At 51.7% G+C, this 18,892-nt stretch carries 8 protein-coding genes; 7 read left to right on the top strand and 1 reads right to left on the bottom strand.

Annotated features, from left to right (window positions below):
• Positions 1–5 precede the first annotated feature (5 nt).
• The 4 genes from RGU75_RS22150 to RGU75_RS22135 all read left to right on the top strand — a co-directional run bounded on the left by RGU75_RS22150 (position 6) and on the right by RGU75_RS22135 (position 5,944).
• Positions 6–1,022: a 2-oxoadipate dioxygenase/decarboxylase family protein gene (locus RGU75_RS22150; protein ID WP_322239730.1), complete on the top strand. Its 1,017-nt coding sequence runs from the start codon at positions 6–8 to the stop codon at positions 1,020–1,022.
• A 22-nt stretch (positions 1,023–1,044) separates the two neighbouring features.
• Complete coding sequence (locus RGU75_RS22145) at positions 1,045–4,086, top strand: FAD-binding and (Fe-S)-binding domain-containing protein (protein ID WP_322239728.1); 3,042 nt, start codon at positions 1,045–1,047, stop codon at positions 4,084–4,086.
• A 294-nt stretch (positions 4,087–4,380) separates the two neighbouring features.
• A complete protein-coding gene (locus tag RGU75_RS22140; protein ID WP_322239726.1) occupies positions 4,381–5,181 on the top strand; it encodes a hypothetical protein in 801 nt (266 codons plus the stop codon).
• Complete coding sequence (locus RGU75_RS22135; RefSeq protein WP_322239724.1) at positions 5,174–5,944, top strand: hypothetical protein; 771 nt, start codon at positions 5,174–5,176, stop codon at positions 5,942–5,944. Before RGU75_RS22140 ends, RGU75_RS22135 begins: the two co-directional genes overlap by 8 nt.
• A 197-nt stretch (positions 5,945–6,141) precedes the next feature.
• Here the strand turns inward: RGU75_RS22135 and RGU75_RS22130 are convergent, their stop codons facing one another.
• Complete coding sequence (locus RGU75_RS22130; protein WP_322239722.1) at positions 6,142–7,584, bottom strand: catalase; 1,443 nt, start codon at positions 7,582–7,584, stop codon at positions 6,142–6,144.
• 463 nt (positions 7,585–8,047) lie between these two features.
• Between RGU75_RS22130 and RGU75_RS22125 the strand changes: the two genes are divergently transcribed.
• The 3 genes from RGU75_RS22125 to RGU75_RS22115 all read left to right on the top strand — a co-directional run bounded on the left by RGU75_RS22125 (position 8,048) and on the right by RGU75_RS22115 (position 18,885).
• A complete protein-coding gene (locus RGU75_RS22125; protein WP_322239720.1) occupies positions 8,048–9,859 on the top strand; it encodes a ShlB/FhaC/HecB family hemolysin secretion/activation protein in 1,812 nt (603 codons plus the stop codon).
• 114 nt (positions 9,860–9,973) lie between these two features.
• Positions 9,974–18,679, top strand: a complete 8,706-nt coding sequence (locus RGU75_RS22120; protein ID WP_322239718.1) for a hemagglutinin repeat-containing protein — start codon at positions 9,974–9,976, stop codon at positions 18,677–18,679.
• Positions 18,676–18,885, top strand: a complete 210-nt coding sequence (locus RGU75_RS22115; RefSeq protein ID WP_322239716.1) for a DUF4926 domain-containing protein — start codon at positions 18,676–18,678, stop codon at positions 18,883–18,885. The genes RGU75_RS22120 and RGU75_RS22115 overlap by 4 nt, the downstream gene beginning before the upstream one ends.
• Positions 18,886–18,892: the final 7 nt, after the last annotated feature.

Genomic DNA, 18,892 nt, shown 5'->3' with positions numbered 1-18,892 from the left:
AAATTATGGAATCATCGGCAGTTTTTCAATTATTGTCCTACATCATCGATGAGGGTGACGCAAAAGACGTGCTCAATCATGTCTATGTCATCCCCACGCTGACAAATCGCCCAGCGCTCGGTACTGTTGACCGCGCGTCGATTGCACAGACGCTCGCTCTGGTCCTGTTCCATGACTTATTGAGGCGTGTACCTGCTGCCAAACGATACGTCTATGAGTTCAAGAGCGAGGACACAAAAATTGTATTGGATCATGGTGCAGCGCGTACCGTCTTAATTGACGGAATCGACGGGTTTCCTTCGGGCGAAGCTGCGTTGACGCGGCTCTTGATTCCGTTGGGTTATCAGCTTAACGGAGAATATCCTCTACCGCGCCTGAAGATGATGGGGCGCTCATATGCGCACCAGGATTTCCCCGAGGACATCCCGCAATTTTTTATTAGTGAGATATTTACCGACCAGCTTTCTGATGAATGCCAACAAGCGGTCTACAGAACGATCGCTACAAGTCGTGATCCGGTCACATCGGCTCTTCAAGGTACTCTGGATCGACTGGAAAGAGATATGTCGCTGCCCTTTCATGACGCAGCCAATGTCGTATTAGGCATTGCTGCCTGCTTTGGTCGTCAACACGAGCTGCCCTGCATCGAGGATTATCGTACGATCGTCGCGGAATCGGCGGAGATGGGTTGGATTACGACTGAAGGAAATGCCTTTAACCATGCTACTGCGCGTGTCGACAATTTGTATGAGCTGCATGCTTCCTTGAAAGCCGCTGGCTTTTCGATCAAGCCAGAAGTGGAAGTGTCGAAGAACGGCAGGGTTCGCCAGACGGCCTTTCTCGCGGATTCAGTATCAAGACGGTTCAAAGGTGCTGTCAGCAGTTTCGAGCAAATTGATGTGCCTGGTTCGTTCTATGAATTCATTGAACGCGACCAGATAGTTCATGGAGACGGCGATGAAAAGCTCGATTTAAGCTTCGATAGCAATAATGCGACCGCTATTTTCAAGATGACGGCATAACCACGGGCCTCAATAGTCAACCATGATTCCACGACTTTTAGAATCGTTGCCGGTAGAGTCTATCTACCTCGACTTCATTTCAGAGCTTCAAGTGCGCGGGTTTGAAGGAGAGGTTAGTGCGCGCTTCGCGGACCGTACAGTGTTTTCCACGGATAACTCGATCTATCAGCGCTTGCCAAATCTGGTCGTATTTCCTAAAACCGTGGATGATGTCGTGCGTATTACCAGCTCATCGGCAGATCCTCGGTTTTCTGCGTTAGCGCTTACGCCGCGAGGTGGTGGCACGGGTACGAACGGGCAAGCCCTGAGCGATGGCATCGTAGTAGATATCTCACGCAACATGAACCGCATACTTGAGATAAACGTGGCAGAACGCTGGGTTCGTGTTGAAGCGGGTGTTGTTAAAGACCAGTTGAATGCGGCATTAAAACCGCACGGCCTTTTCTTTGCTCCAGAGTTGTCCACCTCGAACCGCGCTACGATTGGCGGCATGATCAGCACTGATGCCAGTGGCCAGGGATCTTGTCTGTATGGAAAAACAAGAAATCATGTGCTTGAATTGTCGACAGTGCTGCTTGACGGCACGCTGTGGCATTCGCGGGCGCTGAGGCCGACTGAACTGGAGATATTGAAGTGTCGCACCGACAGAGTGGGAGCAATACATCGGGTGATCGATGCGATCTACCGTAACAAGAAAGATCTCATTGCTTCCATTTTCCCAAAACTGAATCGCTGTTTGACCGGCTATGACCTTGCGCACATCAGGGATGAAAACGGACTATTTAACCTCAATAATATTCTTTGTGGCTCTGAAGGTACGCTCGGTATGGTGGTGGAAGCCAAGCTCAATGTCTTGCCGATACCCCGATGCAGTGCGTTGGTTAACATCCGTTATAAAACTTTCGATAACGCATTGCGTGATGCTCCGAATTTGATGGCACTTAGTGCTTCATCAATCGAAACCATTGATTCCAAGGTGTTGGGACTGGCAAGACAGGATGTTATCTGGCTGGGCGTTAAGGATTTTTTTCCTGAAGATGAAGTGCCGGCGATGGGAATCAATCTGGTCGAATTCCTTGCAGACTCCGTAGAAGAATTAAATGTAATACTCAATCGTGTCGAAGCTTATTTTCAGGACGATACGCGCAGCACAGGCAGATGCGGATTTACGATGGCGAAGGACAACGCTTCTGTGGAGCGTATCTGGGGAATGAGAAAAAAGGCGGTAGGTCTGCTTGGAAACACGAAGGGTGAAAAGCGACCTATACCGTTTGTAGAAGATACAGTCGTTCCACCGGAACATCTTGCCGATTATATTGCGGAATTCCGTGCTTTGTTAGATAGCCATAAGGTGGACTACGGTATGTTTGGTCATGTCGACGCAGGAGTACTGCACGTTCGGCCGTTCATAGATATGAAGGACCTTCAGCAGGAAAAACTGATCAGGCTGATCTCTGAAGAGGTTGTCGTGTTGACGAAGAAGTATAAGGGTCTATTGTGGGGAGAACACGGGAAGGGAATTCGCTCAGAATTTTCACCGGATTTTTTTGGACCACTTTACGCGTGTCTTCAGGAGATCAAGGCTGTTTTCGATCCCGAAAATCGCCTTAATCCAGGCAAAATCGTCGCGCCTGATGATGCCCGGCTACTGCGGATAGATTCGGTCCCGACACGTGGGCAATTGGATCGGGTTGTACCCCCGCACGTCCGCGCGGCTTTTACGGAGGCGCTTCATTGCAATGGCAACGGCGCATGTTTCAATTACAACCAGGACGACGCGATGTGCCCCTCCTGGAAAGCGACGCGTGACCGCAGGCATTCTCCAAAGGGAAGGGCTTCATTGCTGCGGGAGTGGTTGCGCCAGCTTGCTATGCACGGTGTCGATCCTTTGGCAGAAACTGCAAGACTTCGTAAAGAGAGCGTGATCGCCAAGCTACCAATTCGACTCACCAACTCCGTTACGAAACGATTTGGACGCTACGATTTCTCGAATGAGGTTTTTGAAGCCATGGACGGGTGCCTGGCATGCAAATCATGCGCCGGGCAATGTCCTGTCAAGGTGGATGTCCCGGAATTCAGGGCCAAGTTTCTTGAACTATATTACAGCCGCTACCTAAGATCGCCAAAAGATTATCTTATTGCTTCACTGGAGAGCATGCTGCCGGCTGTCTCAAAGATTTCGACGCTTTACAACGCACTAATTGGGAGTCGCGTTGGTAGGAAAGTATTGCGTGTATTCAATTTGGTGGAGACGCCGGTCTTGACTGGTATCGACTTGCAAACAGAATTACGGCGTAGGGGTTTTTCCAACGCAATATCCAGTGATCTGAACCAACTGTCTCCCCTCGAAAAATCCAAATCTGTTATTGTTGTTCAAGACGCGTTTACCAGTTATTTTGAGACGCGACTTGTACTCGATCTATTTGAGCTTCTCCGCGAGCTTGGATTCACACCATTTCTCGCTCCCTATGCCGAGAATGGCAAGCCACTGCACGTAAATGGGTTCTTAAAGCGCTTTCAGCGTGTAGCAGCACGTACTGCGGATAAACTCGTCCAGCTTGAAAAGAGTGGAATTAATCTGGTGGGAATCGATCCTTCGATGACACTTGCATATCGTGCGGAGTACGTAAAAGTACTGGGAGAAAATGCCGGGCCTTCCGTGCAGCTGGTGCAGGAATGGTTAGCAGATCATGTCGCCGATTTGAGAAGAGTTCCCGCGACGCGATCTCCCGATTTTTTTCTGCTTCCACACTGCAGCGAAAAAACTAACGTTCCTTCAGCGATCACAGACTGGCAAAAGGTTTTTGAAGCGTTGGGTCTGCGGCTAGAAATCAAAGCAAGCGGTTGTTGCGGAATGGCCGGCACATATGGCCATGAAGCTAAAAAAAGATCTATTTCTGAAACGATTTATGGTCAAAGCTGGGGACCCATCGTACGCGCTCAAAAAAAGGATGAGGTGTTGCTGGCAACGGGTTATTCGTGCAGATGTCAGGCTAAGCTTATCGATGGGATTGAAATTCAACATCCTGTGACAGCACTATTAACATTTTTCTCAGCCCGGTGATTGTTGTCGTGATCTAATAAAAACAGACAGCTCAATAGGAGATGACGCAACTATTGAGCGACATTTAAAATATGACAGGGAAATGCAGAGCGTCTGAGCCTGGTTTAAAGCTGGAAGAGACTGAGCAAGCGTACACGAAGCACCAACCGTTTCAGTGGTCGATGAATCAAGCGATATCAGAGGTCTGCACCAAACTCTTTGCACGCCTGCGACTAATTCCACTTTTGGCCTATGTCTGGCCTAAGTTTTCTAAGTCATGCTCTGGGTTATATCCATTCGGTTTCGGAGCGTACCTTGAATACTCTTGCCACACGATCAACATCCCATTGGGCTAATAAAGTGCCAGCCGTCACGCTAATTTTCTGGGTGATCAAAGTGATGTCTACGACGGTGGGCGAGACTGCCGCCGATTATCTTAATGTCGATCTGCATTTTGGATTAATCGGCACGTCCGTTTGTACGGGAGTATTGCTTGCCATCGCGTTGGCTTTGCAAATTCGCGCAAAGCGTTATATCCCTTCGCTATATTGGGCAGCCGTCGTATTAATTAGCGTATTTGGCACACTCGTTACCGATAACCTGAGTGATAACTTCGGAGTGCCGTTGGCTGTCTCGACCGGCGCATTCAGCGCGGTACTGATCGCGACGTTTGCCGTGTGGTATTTCAAAGAGAAAACGCTATCGATTCATTCCATTAATACCGTTAAACGTGAGTTTTTTTACTGGACGGCTATTTTATTCACGTTTGCTTTAGGCACTGCCGCAGGTGACTGGATCGCTGAAGGTTTGAGGCTTGGTTATCCTAAAGCGACGCTATTATTCGGCACACTTATTGCTGTTGTAGCGCTGGCCCGTTACGCTTTCAAAGCCAACGCTGTTGCATGCTTCTGGATCGTTTTTATACTCACTCGTCCGTTTGGCGCATCTTGCGGCGATCTGTTATCTCAGCCAATAGTAAATGGCGGTCTTGGTTTGGGAACGGCTGGCATCAGTGCCTTATTTTTAGTGATCATTACGAGTTTGGTGATCTATCTGTCGGTCTCCCGGAATAACGGCATAATTGGCAAACTTAATAAGGATCAGACGCATGGTTAACCCACTAAATAATACTAATTCACATACCTTAAGTAAGGTTCCTGAGGTGACTTTAGTTTTCTGGATTATAAAAATAGCCGCGACCACACTTGGGGAAACCGGTGGCGATGCGGTGTCCATGTCGATGAATCTTGGTTATCTTGTCGGAACGATTATTTTTGCGGCTGTATTTTTGATTGCTGTAACCGCTCAGATTAAGGCAAAGAGCTTTCACCCATTTCTCTACTGGATAACGATTATTGCTACGACAACGGTCGGCACGACGTTGGCAGATTTTGCTGACCGTTCGCTTGGAGTTGGATATGCAGGCGGATCATCCTTATTATTTGCGTTATTGATCGCTTCGCTGTTTTTCTGGTACCGCACGTTTGGGTCTGTATCGGTCAACGCCATCAGTTCTCCAAAAGCCGAGATGTTTTATTGGGTGACTATTATGTTTTCTCAAACGCTAGGAACTGCGCTTGGTGACTGGACGGCAGATACGGCAGGATTCGGCTACGGCGGGGCTGCGTTAATATTCTCCGGTCTGCTGGCGCTTGTTGTCGCGGCATACTACGGGACAAAAATAAGTCGCACCATCTTGTTCTGGGCAGCATTTATTTTGACACGTCCACTTGGCGCTGTGGTCGGTGATTTTTTGGATAAGCCGCTCCATGCCGGTGGTTTGGCTTTAAGCCGCTACACGGCGTCGGCTTCGTTGTTCGCTTTCATGCTGATCGCAATGTTGGTTTTTCAGCAAAGACCGGCTAAAAGGGCGCACTAATCGGGGCGCTAGAATGGATCGTCATGCGTTATGACAAATCATTCTCATGTTTCATTTTTTATGGATACGCTCGGCTTCGGCGCTTTCGACAGAATAAAAGTTAACTTATTTCATGACCGGGCATTAGGCAAAAAAAGTCTCGGCTACAAAACGTAGTCGAGACTTTTTTAATTCAAATAAGAACCAAATTATTCAGCTTACTTGTTGTTAGCCAACAAACTCAATGCCTTCGCAACACCAGCGCCGTACGCAGGATCAGCTTTGGTGCAATTGCCAATATGACGCGCCTGAATTTCTTTAGATGCACCACCAACAGAACGTGCTGTGTTATCGAACAACACCTGCTGTTGAGCTGGCGTCATTAATTGAAACAATGCCCGCGGTTGGGAATAATAATCGTCATCAACGCGATGATTCCAATGATCCGCTGCACCTTCTAGTGCCAATGGCGGTTCGGAGAAATCTGGCTGCTCTTGCCATGCGCCTTTGCTGTTTGGCTCATAGCCGATTGTGCTACCAGCGTTACTATCGACGCGCATAGAACCATCACGGTGATAGCTATTGACCGGACATCTTGGCGCATTCACCGGAATCTGGTGGTGATTGACGCCCAGGCGATAGCGTTGCGCATCGCCGTAAGAGAATAAACGGCCTTGCAGCATTTTGTCTGGCGAGAAGCTGATACCCGGCACAACGTTGGCCGGAGAAAACGCCGCTTGCTCAACATCGGCAAAATAGTTCTCTGGATTGCGATTCAATTCCATCACGCCGACTTCAATCAGCGGATAGTCCTTACGTGGCCATACCTTGGTCAGATCGAAAGGGTTAATGTGATAAGTACCAGCATCTTTTTCCGGCATGATCTGAACAAATAATTTCCAGGTAGGGAAATCTTTTTTGTCGATACTTTCGAGTAAATCGCGCTGTGCGCTTTCGCGATCGTTACCGACTAATTCAGACGCTTCGGCGTCGGTCATGTTCTCAATGCCCTGCATCGTCTTGAATGTGAATTTGACCCAATTACGTTCATTTTTTGCATTGATAAAACTGAACGTGTGGCTGCCGAAACCATGCATATGGCGATATGACCTTGGCAGTCCACGGTCACTCATCACAATGGTCACCTGATGCAGTGCTTCAGGCAGCAAGGTCCAGAAGTCCCAATTGTTATCAGCGCTACGCATGTTGGTTTTTGGATCGCGCTTGACAGCACGATTCAAGTCAGGAAACTTCATCGGATCGCGCAAAAAGAACACAGGCGTGTTATTGCCGACCAAATCCCAGTTACCTTCTTCCGTATAAAACTTCAACGAGAAACCGCGGATATCGCGTTCTGCATCAGCCGCACCGCGTTCGCCTGCCACGGTCGAGAAGCGTGCAAACATCTCAGTTTTTTTGCCGACTTCAGAGAAGATCTTTGCTTTCGTGTACTGCGTAATGTCATGCGTGACGGTAAATGTGCCGAAAGCGCCCGATCCCTTAGCATGCATACGGCGCTCAGGGATGACTTCACGGTCAAAATGGGCAAGTTTTTCGAGAAACCATACGTCTTGCAATAGAGCAGGACCACGTGGACCAGCCGTCTGGATATTTTGATTGTCCGGTACTGGTGCGCCGGCTGCAGTTGTAAGCTTATTCATACGATTCCTTTTAATGTTCGGGAAGAGTGAAGCCTCTGAAACAGAGTATTGCAGAAATTTAATGATAGTAAAAATTAATTTATTTTACTAACTCAATAGTTTTTATGATTTTAGTTATTTTTTGACTAAGGGCATTTCACGAGGAAAACGGGATCGCTTCCTCAAAGCCTTAATGGTGGACATTTTGGTAATAGATGTCACTAGTGCATCAGTGCCCAAAGTAAATGTTTCCGCTTGGTACCAATAATGTACATCATCCGGGAGGAATATGTAGCGCACTGGGGGCCAACTTCTATACCGATTTTGTGGGCTCGGCATCTGGCTTACACGAATTGGCCCATGTGGGTAATAAATCTTAATAAAGTTATAGAAAAGTCTCTCTTATTTTGAGCGTTATCTGATATCTATTGGAGGTTATTGCTTTGTAGAATGATGTCATTGAATCATTTTCAAAAAGGCAATCTTGAAACAATACGCCATCATTCCCAGCATTGCTTACCTTCAACGGCCTGCTGCCTTTAGCTTAACGGCAAGCTTGTTATTCACCTTTAGTATTGTGGTCTTTGGTTCCCAGACGGCGCAAGCGGAGGCACTTCAAACTTCCTCTACAGAAGAGCAACGGCGTCGCAGTCAGGCCGAAGCCCTATCACGTCAGCGCGCCTTGCAACTTCCCAAAGTTGACCTGGACGCGTTAGCGCCATTTGTCTCTGGCGCTGTGGAAAATAATAATGACCCGAACCTATTGTCGCTGCCGGTAGAGTCGCCGTGTTTCACAGTTGCGCAATTTGTACTTCGCGTTCCGCAATCGCTTTCACCCGTTATGCAATTGGCTGGCGCGAGTAATTTATTGTTTGACCCGTTCCATTTTGCGCATGATTATCTGCGCCGTTACGCTGGCGCATGCCTTGGCAAAGACGGTGTGAACCTGATTGTAGAACGTTTGACTAACCGGATTCTGCAGCAAGGCTATAGCACAACCCGTATCGGCATTCCGGTCCAAGATTTATCCACTGGAACTCTTACCCTCGCCTTGGTGCCGGGCCTTATTCGAACGTTGCGTTTTTCTGATCCGGCGACTTATGGAACCGTCAGAAATGCTTTTCCTACCAGCCCGGGGCGGCTGCTTAATTTGCGCGATCTGGAACAAGGACTGGAACAGATGAAGCGCGTCCCAAGTCAGGATGTGACGTTGGAAATCGTACCCGGAGACGTCTCCGGTGAAAGCGACGTTGTCATCGCTGTTGATCGTGACAAGTCGTGGAAATTAAGCGCACACATGGACGATAGTGGCGCGCAGGGCACTGGCAAATTGCAAACGGGCTTCAACCTTGGCGTCGACAATCCATTAGGCTTAAGCGATATGGTGAACATCGGCATCAATACCGATGCCGATCGCAAATCAGGGCAGCACGGCACCAGCGGCAATAGCCTTTATTATGCCGTTCCGGTTGGGTACTGGCGTTACGCGCTCAGTGCCAGCAGCCTTGACTATCATCAGCAAATTGCAGGCGCTTATCAGAACTTCGTGTCAGCTGGGAAGTCGCGTAATTTGGAATTTAACGTGACGCAGTTATTTCAGCGAAATCAGTTCCAAAAAAATAGCTGGCAATTTAAAGTCGGCAAACGTTGGAGTCATACCTATATCGACGCCACCGAAATCGACGGTCAAAAGCGTAATACCACCTTTGCTGAACTAGCCTGGGTACACCAGCACTATTTCGGCAATGCCCAACTTGATCTGACTTTCGCCAACCGCTGGGGCGTGTCATGGTTTAACGGTCAGGCAGACGAGGATTGGCGTAGCGATAGCGATCCTACGTTCCGTTATTCACTGCAAAGTATCGACGCCACTTTGGTTGTGCCTTTCAGTATTGCGCTGCAACCGTTGACATACATCGGCACGTTACGTGCTCAAAATACGCGTTCCCCGTTGTATATGACAGACCAACTGTCGCTCGGCAATCGCTATACCGTACGCGGTTTTGACGGCGAGTTGACCCTGGCGGGTGAACGCGGTTTCTTCTTCCGTAATGAACTCGATATTCCGCTGACGCAGAGCGGCCAGTCGGCTTATCTCGGCATCGATGTTGGCAAGGTATTCGGCCCGAGCGTGCAGTATCTGTTGGGCGACAAGATGGTCGGGGCCACTGTAGGTTTGCGTGGCGGCTATCGGGGGATCAGTGTCGATCTTTTCTCCAGTTGGCCGCTTTATAAGCCCGCAGGTTTTGTCACTGCGACGCCAGCGGTTGGTTTCAATCTCAGCTATCAATATTAAAAAAGGCGTTCGCATGTCGTCCGGTACAAAACGTCACTGGATCATTTCGCGCACGCTTCAACACCTTGACCGACATTTTTTCTCTGGTCATGCTTTTCCTGAATCGGATACTTTATGAACAAACAAGCCTACCGCATCATCTTTAATCACGCTCGTGGCGAACGCATGGTCGTTGCAGAGAATGTGTCGGGAGGCGGTGGAAAGTCCAAACGATCTTCCGGTCCGGTTCGGGTAACTCAGTGGTCTGGTTTGCGCTTTATTCCTTTGAGCCTGATCATTGCTGCTTTATTTGGAAGCGTCACCGTGGTGCAGGCCCAGATTATCGCCGACCCTAACGCTGGTGCGCACCGTCCCACGGTCGACCAGACCGCCAACGGGCGGCCACTAGTCCAGATCACCGCGCCGAACGCATCAGGACTCAGTCACAATCAATACCGCCAGTTCGATGTCAATAATCACGGGGCGATTCTCAATAATGCACGCGGTATTACCGGTACTCAGCAAGGCGGTTTGGTCGATGGCAATCCTGCATTACGCCTTGGCAGTGCGCGAATTATTCTTAATGAAGTACGCGGTGGTGGACGTAGCCAACTGTCGGGTTTTACCGAAGTTGCCGGTCAGCGCGCCGAGGTAATTATCGCCAATCCGAACGGGATCACGTGCAGTGGGTGCGGCTTCATCAACACGACGCGCGGCGTGCTGACCACTGGCACGCCGATGTTTGGTGGCGATAGTAGTTTGCAGGCATTTCGCGTCACCGGTGGCGATATCCGCATTGATGATTTGCAGGGTACAAATACCAGTCAGCTTGATCTTATAAGCCGTAGTGTTCAGGTGAACGGGCAATTATGGGCTGACCGCCTCAACGTCGTCGCGGGCACTAATCACGTCAATTATGCCGATCTGGGCGTGCAGGTGATGCAGGGCGATGATCACAAGCCAACCGTCAGTATCGACGTGGCCTTGTTGGGCGGTATGTATGCCAACAAGATCCATTTGATCGGTACCGAAGCCGGTGTCGGCGTGGTCAGCATGGGCACGCTAGCCGCGCAAGCGGGAGATATCAGCATCGACAGCCATGGCAAGATTACGCTTAACGGCCAGACGAATGCCAGCGGTCAGATTACCCTGCGCAGTGATGACGATGTGACCAACACCGGCACGCTGTATGGTCAGCACAGCGTCCACCTCGCCAGTGCCGGTAACGTCAGCAATACCGGCACACTAGCGGCCCAACATGATATGACGATCCACGCAACCAGTCTTGATTCGACTGGCATTCTAGCTGCGGGGATTGACGCTAAAGGCCACGCTACGCTAGCTGGCAATCTCCATCTAAGCGCCAGTGGGATGCTATCGGCGACCGGTCAGAACAGCGCAGGTGGCAACATCGCCATGAGCGGTGGCAGTGTGCATTTGGCGAATGCGCAGACCAGTGCTGCGGGCAACATCACGCTGACCGCCACTGCCGGTGATATCAATCACACGGGCGGCAATCTGCAATCAAGCGGTGTGGCAACGCTGAGCGCCACTGGTGCGCTGATCAACGACCGCGGTGTTTTTAGTAGTGGGCAATGGCGCAGTCAATCGGCGCGCCTCTCCAATCGGGGCGGCACGCTTACCCAGTCGGGCGCTGGTGAGGGAACCCTCGCCACCATCAGCACGAACGCGGACATTGATAACAGCGGCGGCGTACTATCATTCAATGCCGACCACCTCACACTGCAAGCCGGTAGTCTGCGTAACGATGCTGGTACGATTCAGCATGCCGGTTCAGGCGTCATGCGCCTAGATAGCGGCGCATTGCGCAACGTCAACGGCAGCATCGGCAGCAATGGGCAACTGACACTCACCGCAGCCGGTATCGATAATCGGGGTGGCACGCTGTTTGCACAAGGGCGCACCCGCATCACCACCACCCAAGGCGGGTTTGACAACCGCGCTGGCTATCTCGGCGGTAGTCAGTTGGCACTCCACATAGCCGCACAACTGAACAATACCGCTGGCAAGATTGAAGCCACCCAAAATGGTCTTAACATTACCGCGCAGAGTCTGCAAAACGCGGGCGGTACTCTCCAAAGCCTGGCTCAGGGAACAGGTTCGGCGGCCCTGTCACTTTGGGTGACGCAAGGTATTGACAATGGCATCGCCAACAATACTGGCGGCTTTATCGGCAGCGCCGGAATGCTCGATCTGCATGCCGCTAACTTCGATAACAGCGGTGGTACGTTGTACGCCAACGACGACTTGACGTTGGTAGTAGATGGTGGCGGAGCCGACGATGCCGACGCGCAAATCACCGGCCAAGTCGACAATACCGATGGCGTCATCCAAAGTGGCGGCAACGTCAACGTCCAGACGAGCGGCGGGCTCACCAACCGGAATGGCCGTATCGAAGCGAACGGCAGCGCCGCCACACTGCGCATAGCGAGTAGTAATCTGGATAATAGCGCCGGGCGCATTGCCAACAGCGGCACCGGAGCGACACAGATCGATGGTGGTGACCAGATTATCAATGCCCATGCCGGTACTATCGGCGGTAATGGCGACGTGATACTCACTAGCGCACATCTCGATAACAGCGCGGACGGCCAAATCGTCGCGGCTGGCAACCTGACCCTCGCCACGCGGGGGCTGTTCAATAACAATGCCGGTTCCGTCTACGCAGGCCGCGACCTGCGCGTAAGTGATAGCCATCACAACACCGCCTTGACCAACATTGGGGGCCAACTCGGCGCGGCTGGCACGATCGCGCTTGCCGTTGCTAGTCTCGATAATAGCGCTGGCGTGATCGCCAACACGGGCGGTAACAAGGCAAAAGAAGGGTCAACCAGTGACATTCTGTTGTCCACCAGCGGAAGCCTGACCAATAACGGCGGGACCATCGCAAGCGGGCGTGATGTGACAATTGATGCGGCGACCCTGACCGGCGAAGGCACGCTCATTGCAGGACAGGACGCGACATTACATTTGCAGAGCGATTACCGTCACACCGCAGGCAATACGTTTCTGGTCAATCGTGATCTGACACTGACCACGACCGGTACGCTGACAAATAGTGGTGATATCACCGCAGTACGCCACTTGCACCTGCGTGCTGACATGATCGACAACCAGCACAACGGCCTGATCAACAGTGGCGAGGGCAGCGCCATCCTGCACGCAGTCCACACTCTCCACAATACCGGACGTATTTACGGCAACGATATCGTGATCGGCGCGCACACGCTGATCAATGCGTCGGACCCCAGCAGCCAGCAGGCCGGTGTAATTGCCTCGCGTAATACGTTGCAGATCGGCGCTGACACGATCATCAATCGTGAGCACGCTTTACTTCAGAGCATGGGCGACATGGTGCTGGGCGGCGGACTCGATGCCGATGGGCACGTCACTGGCAACGCCACAGTAATCCGCAACAGCTCCGCCACCATCGACGCCGGTGGCGCTTTAAGTCTTTCCACCGCCGCATTGATCAATGAAAATAATCACTTCAGCACCGGTTTGCAGAACGATCCCGCGTTGACCCGTCACGTTACAGAATACCGCGCCTGGAACAGCGACATCTGGTATCGCGCCGATCAGATCAGTTTGACCGAAACGGGTAAAGGCGGCATCGTGCTGGTGGTTCCGGGTGGTGCGCGTTTTGAGAAGTTCTACAAGCGCGACTACCAACAGACCGTGCAGCACACAGTGGTAACGCATAGCGATCCCGGCATGATCACGTCCGGCGGCAATATGCTGTTATCTGGCACGATTATCAACGATAAAAGCACCATCATTGCCGGTGGTACGCTCAGTGGCAATGCCGAAGCGATCCACAATCTTGGCGCAGCCGGAGAAATCCGTACCACGCAGACGATGACCGCCGGCCAAAACTACTATCATTGGGTCAGCGGCAGCCATCACGACAACCACTATCAGTACGACAATGACGGAGCCGCCTACGATGTCGTTCTGCCTTCGGTGCCGCTGGCGTTAGCGGTATGGACCCAACAAGATCATACGCAACCGGTAACTGGTCCCAACCATGCCGTTGGCAACGGCGTTGATAGCGGTGATGTCCCCCTCATCGACGGCAGCGAGTTAGACGCTAATGCCGCCGATAAGACACTCGACGACGGCGCACGCCATACAGTGGGCACGGCTACTACGCCGCTACCCAATTTGGTGCTACCCAACAATGGTTTGTTTATTGTCCATCCACAACCGGGGCAGCCGTATCTGATTGAAACCGATCCGGCGTTTACCAACTACAAACAATTTATTTCCAGCGACTATCTTTTGCGTCGCCTCTCATTTGATCCGCAACGGCTGCAAAAGCGCTTGGGTGATGGCTATTATGAGCAGAAGCTGATCAACGACCAGATCGCCGAACTGACCGGCAAGCGTTTTCTAGGTGACTACACTAACAACGAAACCCAATATCAGGCCTTGATGGAGGCCGGAGTCGCCAGCGCTGATGCCTTCCAGCTGACACCCGGCATTGCATTAAGCGCCGCACAAATGGCCGCGCTCACTACCGACATGGTGTGGCTGGTCAGTCAAACAGTTACCTTGGCAGATGGCAGTCAGACCCAGGTATTGGCGCCCGTGGTCTACCTCAGTCGCGCGAGCGCTGGCGACATTGCGCCCACTGGCAGCCTCATCGCCGCCCACGATATCGACCTGACGGTAAACGGCAGTCTCAACAACGGCGGCACGCTGCAAGCGGCAAATAATCTGGTCGTCCATGCCGCCGACATCGCTAATAGCGGCAAGCTACGCAGTACCGGCAAAACCGGCAGCACATTATTAATTGCCCAAAATGACATCCTTAACAGCGGCGGCAGCATCAGCGGTCACCGCGTCGGACTTCTCGCCGGTCACGATGTCACGCTGCGTACAGACACCACAACCAGCAATAGCAAAAACGGCACGACGATCGGCATAGGAAGCATCGCCAGCATCACTGCCGATCAACTATCGATACAAGCCGGACGTGACATTAATCTGGTAGCGGCTACGCTCAACACAACCGGCGACGCGGCACTGGTAGCTGGTCGTGACCTGAACCTCGATACCGTCACCACGCAAGCCACCAGCAATGTCCGTTACAACGATCAAAATCACCTCAATGAACGTCAGACGCAAGTCAATGGCAGCGCGATCAATGCGGGTGGTAATCTGGCCTTGATTGCCGGTCAGGATATTCACGCCAGCGCCGCCACCGTCAATGCTGCGGATCAATTGGCTGCCGTTGCAGGACGTGATATCACGATCGGTACGGGGCAACAAAGCGGCAGTCTCGATCAGGCCATCCACACTACATCCAAAGGCCTGTTGTCGTCTTCCAGCAGCCGTTCGCAAGCGAATGCCCAGACCACAGAGGCGATCGGCAGCAGCTTCACCGGCAAGACAATTGCCATGCAATCAGGGCGCGACACCACCATCCACGGCAGTCAGATGATCGCCGAGAACGATCTGACCTTGAATGCAGGACGCGATGTCAACATCACCAGTGCGCAACAAACCAGCCAAAACAGTTTCTCTGCCGAGGAAACCAGCAACGGCCTCTCTGCCAACTTCATGTCAGGACTTAGTTATAGCAAGACTGCGCAGGATCAGGCCCAGACCGATACAAGCATCTATCAGATTGGCAGCGATATCAGCGGCGCCAATGTACATATCAACAGTGGGCGCGATACCACCATCACCGCCAGCGCGATTACCGCCGATCAGGATATCAGCATCGGCGCTGGACGTAACATCAACGTACTCGCCGCTGCCAACACGCAAACGTCCGATACCAGCAGTCACAGCAGCGGCACCAGAATGGATATCACAGGTGGAGCTAATGCGCGCTTCACTAACTACGGCACCAACAGTGCACTACAAAATAGCAGTGCAGACACGACCGATTACAGCACCAGCCTGCTATCGGCCAATGGCGGCAATCTCAACCTGCAAGCAGGTCTGGATTCGCAATACCGCGGCACAGGGCAAGGCAATGTCACCACACAAGGCGCGGAACTGTTGGCAAAAGACACGCTCAACATTGGCGGCAATGCCGTCGATTTGCAAGCAGTGCACAACAACAGCATCAGTCAATATCATGCAGAAAGCCACAGCGTGACCTTAGGCAGCAGTTTAACCGGCAGCATAGGTGGTGCGGTCACGCGTATCGGTGACATGGTGGCCGAACGTCAACACACCAGCAATCATCGTCTCAAAGGTGCACTTGCCCTCAAAGCCGGTTATGACGCCTACAAACTGTCGGCGGCATTGCCGGGATTGGTCGATGCCGCTAATGGCAGCATTCATGCGACTCAAGATGTACTCGCCAAAAAACCGCCTGATCCGGATGCGAAGGGTGAGGGTTTTGGCGTCAGCGTCAGTCTGGGTGTAGGTCAAAGCAAGCAGGACAGCAAGAACAGGGCAACGCAAGCGCGTGGCACGACAGCGCAAGCCAGCACAATCAACATCACGAGTCGGGAGGGTGATATCCGCATGGAAGGCGCTAAACTGCAAGCACACGACATCAGCCTCGACGCGGCACGCAATATTCATTTGATAGCCGCCACCAACACCACCGATGTGCAATCGACCAACAGTGGCAGCAACGTGGGACTTGGGGCTACATTGGGTTCCAACGGTCAGCAAACCGGACTCAGCTTTCAGATCGGGGCGTCCGCTTCTAAAGGGCACACTAACGGTCATGAGACTACCTACGACAATACCCAGATCAGCGCCACCAATCACCTCCGCGTTAAAAGTGGCGGCGATCTGAATATGATCGGTGCGCAACTGGCGGCCAACAAAGTCAATCTCGACATTGGCGGCAATCTCAACATCTTGACGCAACAGGACATCAGCAACTTTGACAGCAAACAAGAAAACGGTGGCTTCAGTCTCAGTCTATGTATTCCACCCATTTGCGTCGGCGTGCTGGCTAGTGGCGGTGTCAGTTACGCACGCCAAACGGTAGACCACAACTATCGCAGTGCAGTCGGACAAAGCGGCATCGCCGCTGGAAAAGGCGGCTTTGACATCAACGTCAAAGGCAATACCGACCTCACCGGTGCTGCCATCACCAGCCAAGCCGACGCCGACAAAAACAGTCTGCGCACCGCCAGCCTCACCAGCCGCGATCTCGTCAATACCCAGCACACCGACGCCGAAAGTATCAGTGTCAGCCTCTCCACCGGCAGCATCGCCAGCAACGTGATGGGCAACGTTCTAGGCAATCTCAGCGGTATCGGCATGCCCAAAAACGGTGATGACCGCAGCAACACCAACAGCGTCATCAGCCCCGCCACGGTCACCATCACTGGCAGCGGCGACGCCACCACGGACGCCAATAGCAAAGCCACCGCAAACACACTCACCGAGCGCGACGCGACCACCGCCAATGCGACGCTATCCAATACGCTCACGCTACAACAAGCGCAGGATCTGCAACTACAACAACAGCAAGCACAAGACAATCAGCGCATCGCGGGTTTGGTTGGCGCAGTGCTGACCAACATGGTCGGCGATCTGGCGCAAGGAAAATGGCCAGACGGTTCCCCGCAAAAAATCGCCCTGCACGGCATCGTCGGCTTGATCGAAGCCAGGATCGGCGGCGGCAGCGCAGCCGCCGGACTTGCGGCTGGCATGATGCATGAAGCGATGGTACCGGTATTAAGTGATTATTTAATTAGTCAGGGTTATGAACCTGGAACGCAGGATTTTAATGACATGATGAGCTTGGGTGCATCTTTGGTCGGCGCGGCGTCGGGGGCATTGGCTGGCGGAAGCTTGGGGGATGCGGGGATTGGGGCGAATGTGGGGGTGATTGCTGATGTAAATAACCGGCAGTTGCATCCTGATGAGAGAAAATGGGCGAAGGATAGCGCTACGCAGTATCAACAATATCTAGAGCAAAAAACGGGTGAAAAAATATCTCCCGAAGAGGCATATCAACGCTTACTATCAACTGGCTATGGGGTAGTTGATGATGCTGCGCAAAAGGGCGGGAAAAGCGATGAGGTGGCAAAACAGTTCATTGCAGAAAATAAACCATCGTCCATGTTTCAGGCGACGGCGGCAGAACATGCCAACCCATTCTTAAGCGGTAACGCCGATGGTTCCTGGACACCGGAACAGCAAGCCAGATATGGTGCCAAGAATCCTACGGCGTGGGCTGACGACCGTGTCGCGGTTGCCAATAAATATGTTGGAAAATCCTGTGACGATTATTCCTGTATCTCAAAGGTAGATAGTATTGTTAATGCGGTCGATGCTCTGGAGCAGAGAAAAATGCTGTACCAGGACAATCCGGGACAGTTGCAGCAGATTACCGCGCAACAGACAGCGTTGTTAGGTGGAATGACATCGAGGGATATTGATCAGGCTAAGTTGGCGGGGGCTGATAAGAATACAGTGCTGGAATTGCTGGGGCTGGCTGCCATGCCTGAGTTGGTGGGGAATTTAACCGGGACTTTGGCAAAAATATTTGGGGCAAAAGGTGCAGGTATAGAGCTCGCAGCCACGCGAGCAAGCGTTGATGATAAATTAGCTCGCTATCTATTGAATACGGATCATCCGATCGGTGGTTCCAAAGCAACATGGTTTGACACCGCCCTTGGATTTAATAAAAGTAATGCCAACCAGCTTGCCAATCAAATTATTTTTAGCGAAGCTTCAGCAGTGCAGATAGGTGTTATTGAACAAGGCGTCAAATTTAATCAAATTATTCCTATCACTGGTGCAAACGGTAAAGTGATTGACGTCACATTTGGATGGATTCGCAACAATGACGGCATAGTTAGACTAACAACAGGCATTCCGACCAAAAAATGAAAACAAAATTCTTTGAATATGATGTCGTAAGATCAATTCGATCTCTTGCTCCAGATGTTCCAAGTGGAACATCTGGAGCTGTGTTGATGGTGTTTGCCTCAATGCATCCGCAATACGAAGTCGAGTTTGTCGATAATGTAGGTGATTCGCTTGCAGTGCTAACAGTGAAGGAAGATGATTTGGAACTTGTACAGCGTACCGAATAATCACGAA

It is taken from the genome of Glaciimonas sp. CA11.2 (assembly GCF_034314045.1).
GTDB lineage: Bacteria > Pseudomonadota > Gammaproteobacteria > Burkholderiales > Burkholderiaceae_D > Glaciimonas.
Note: the sequence above shows the minus strand (reverse complement) of the source record. Positions and strands in the feature narration are given on the sequence as shown.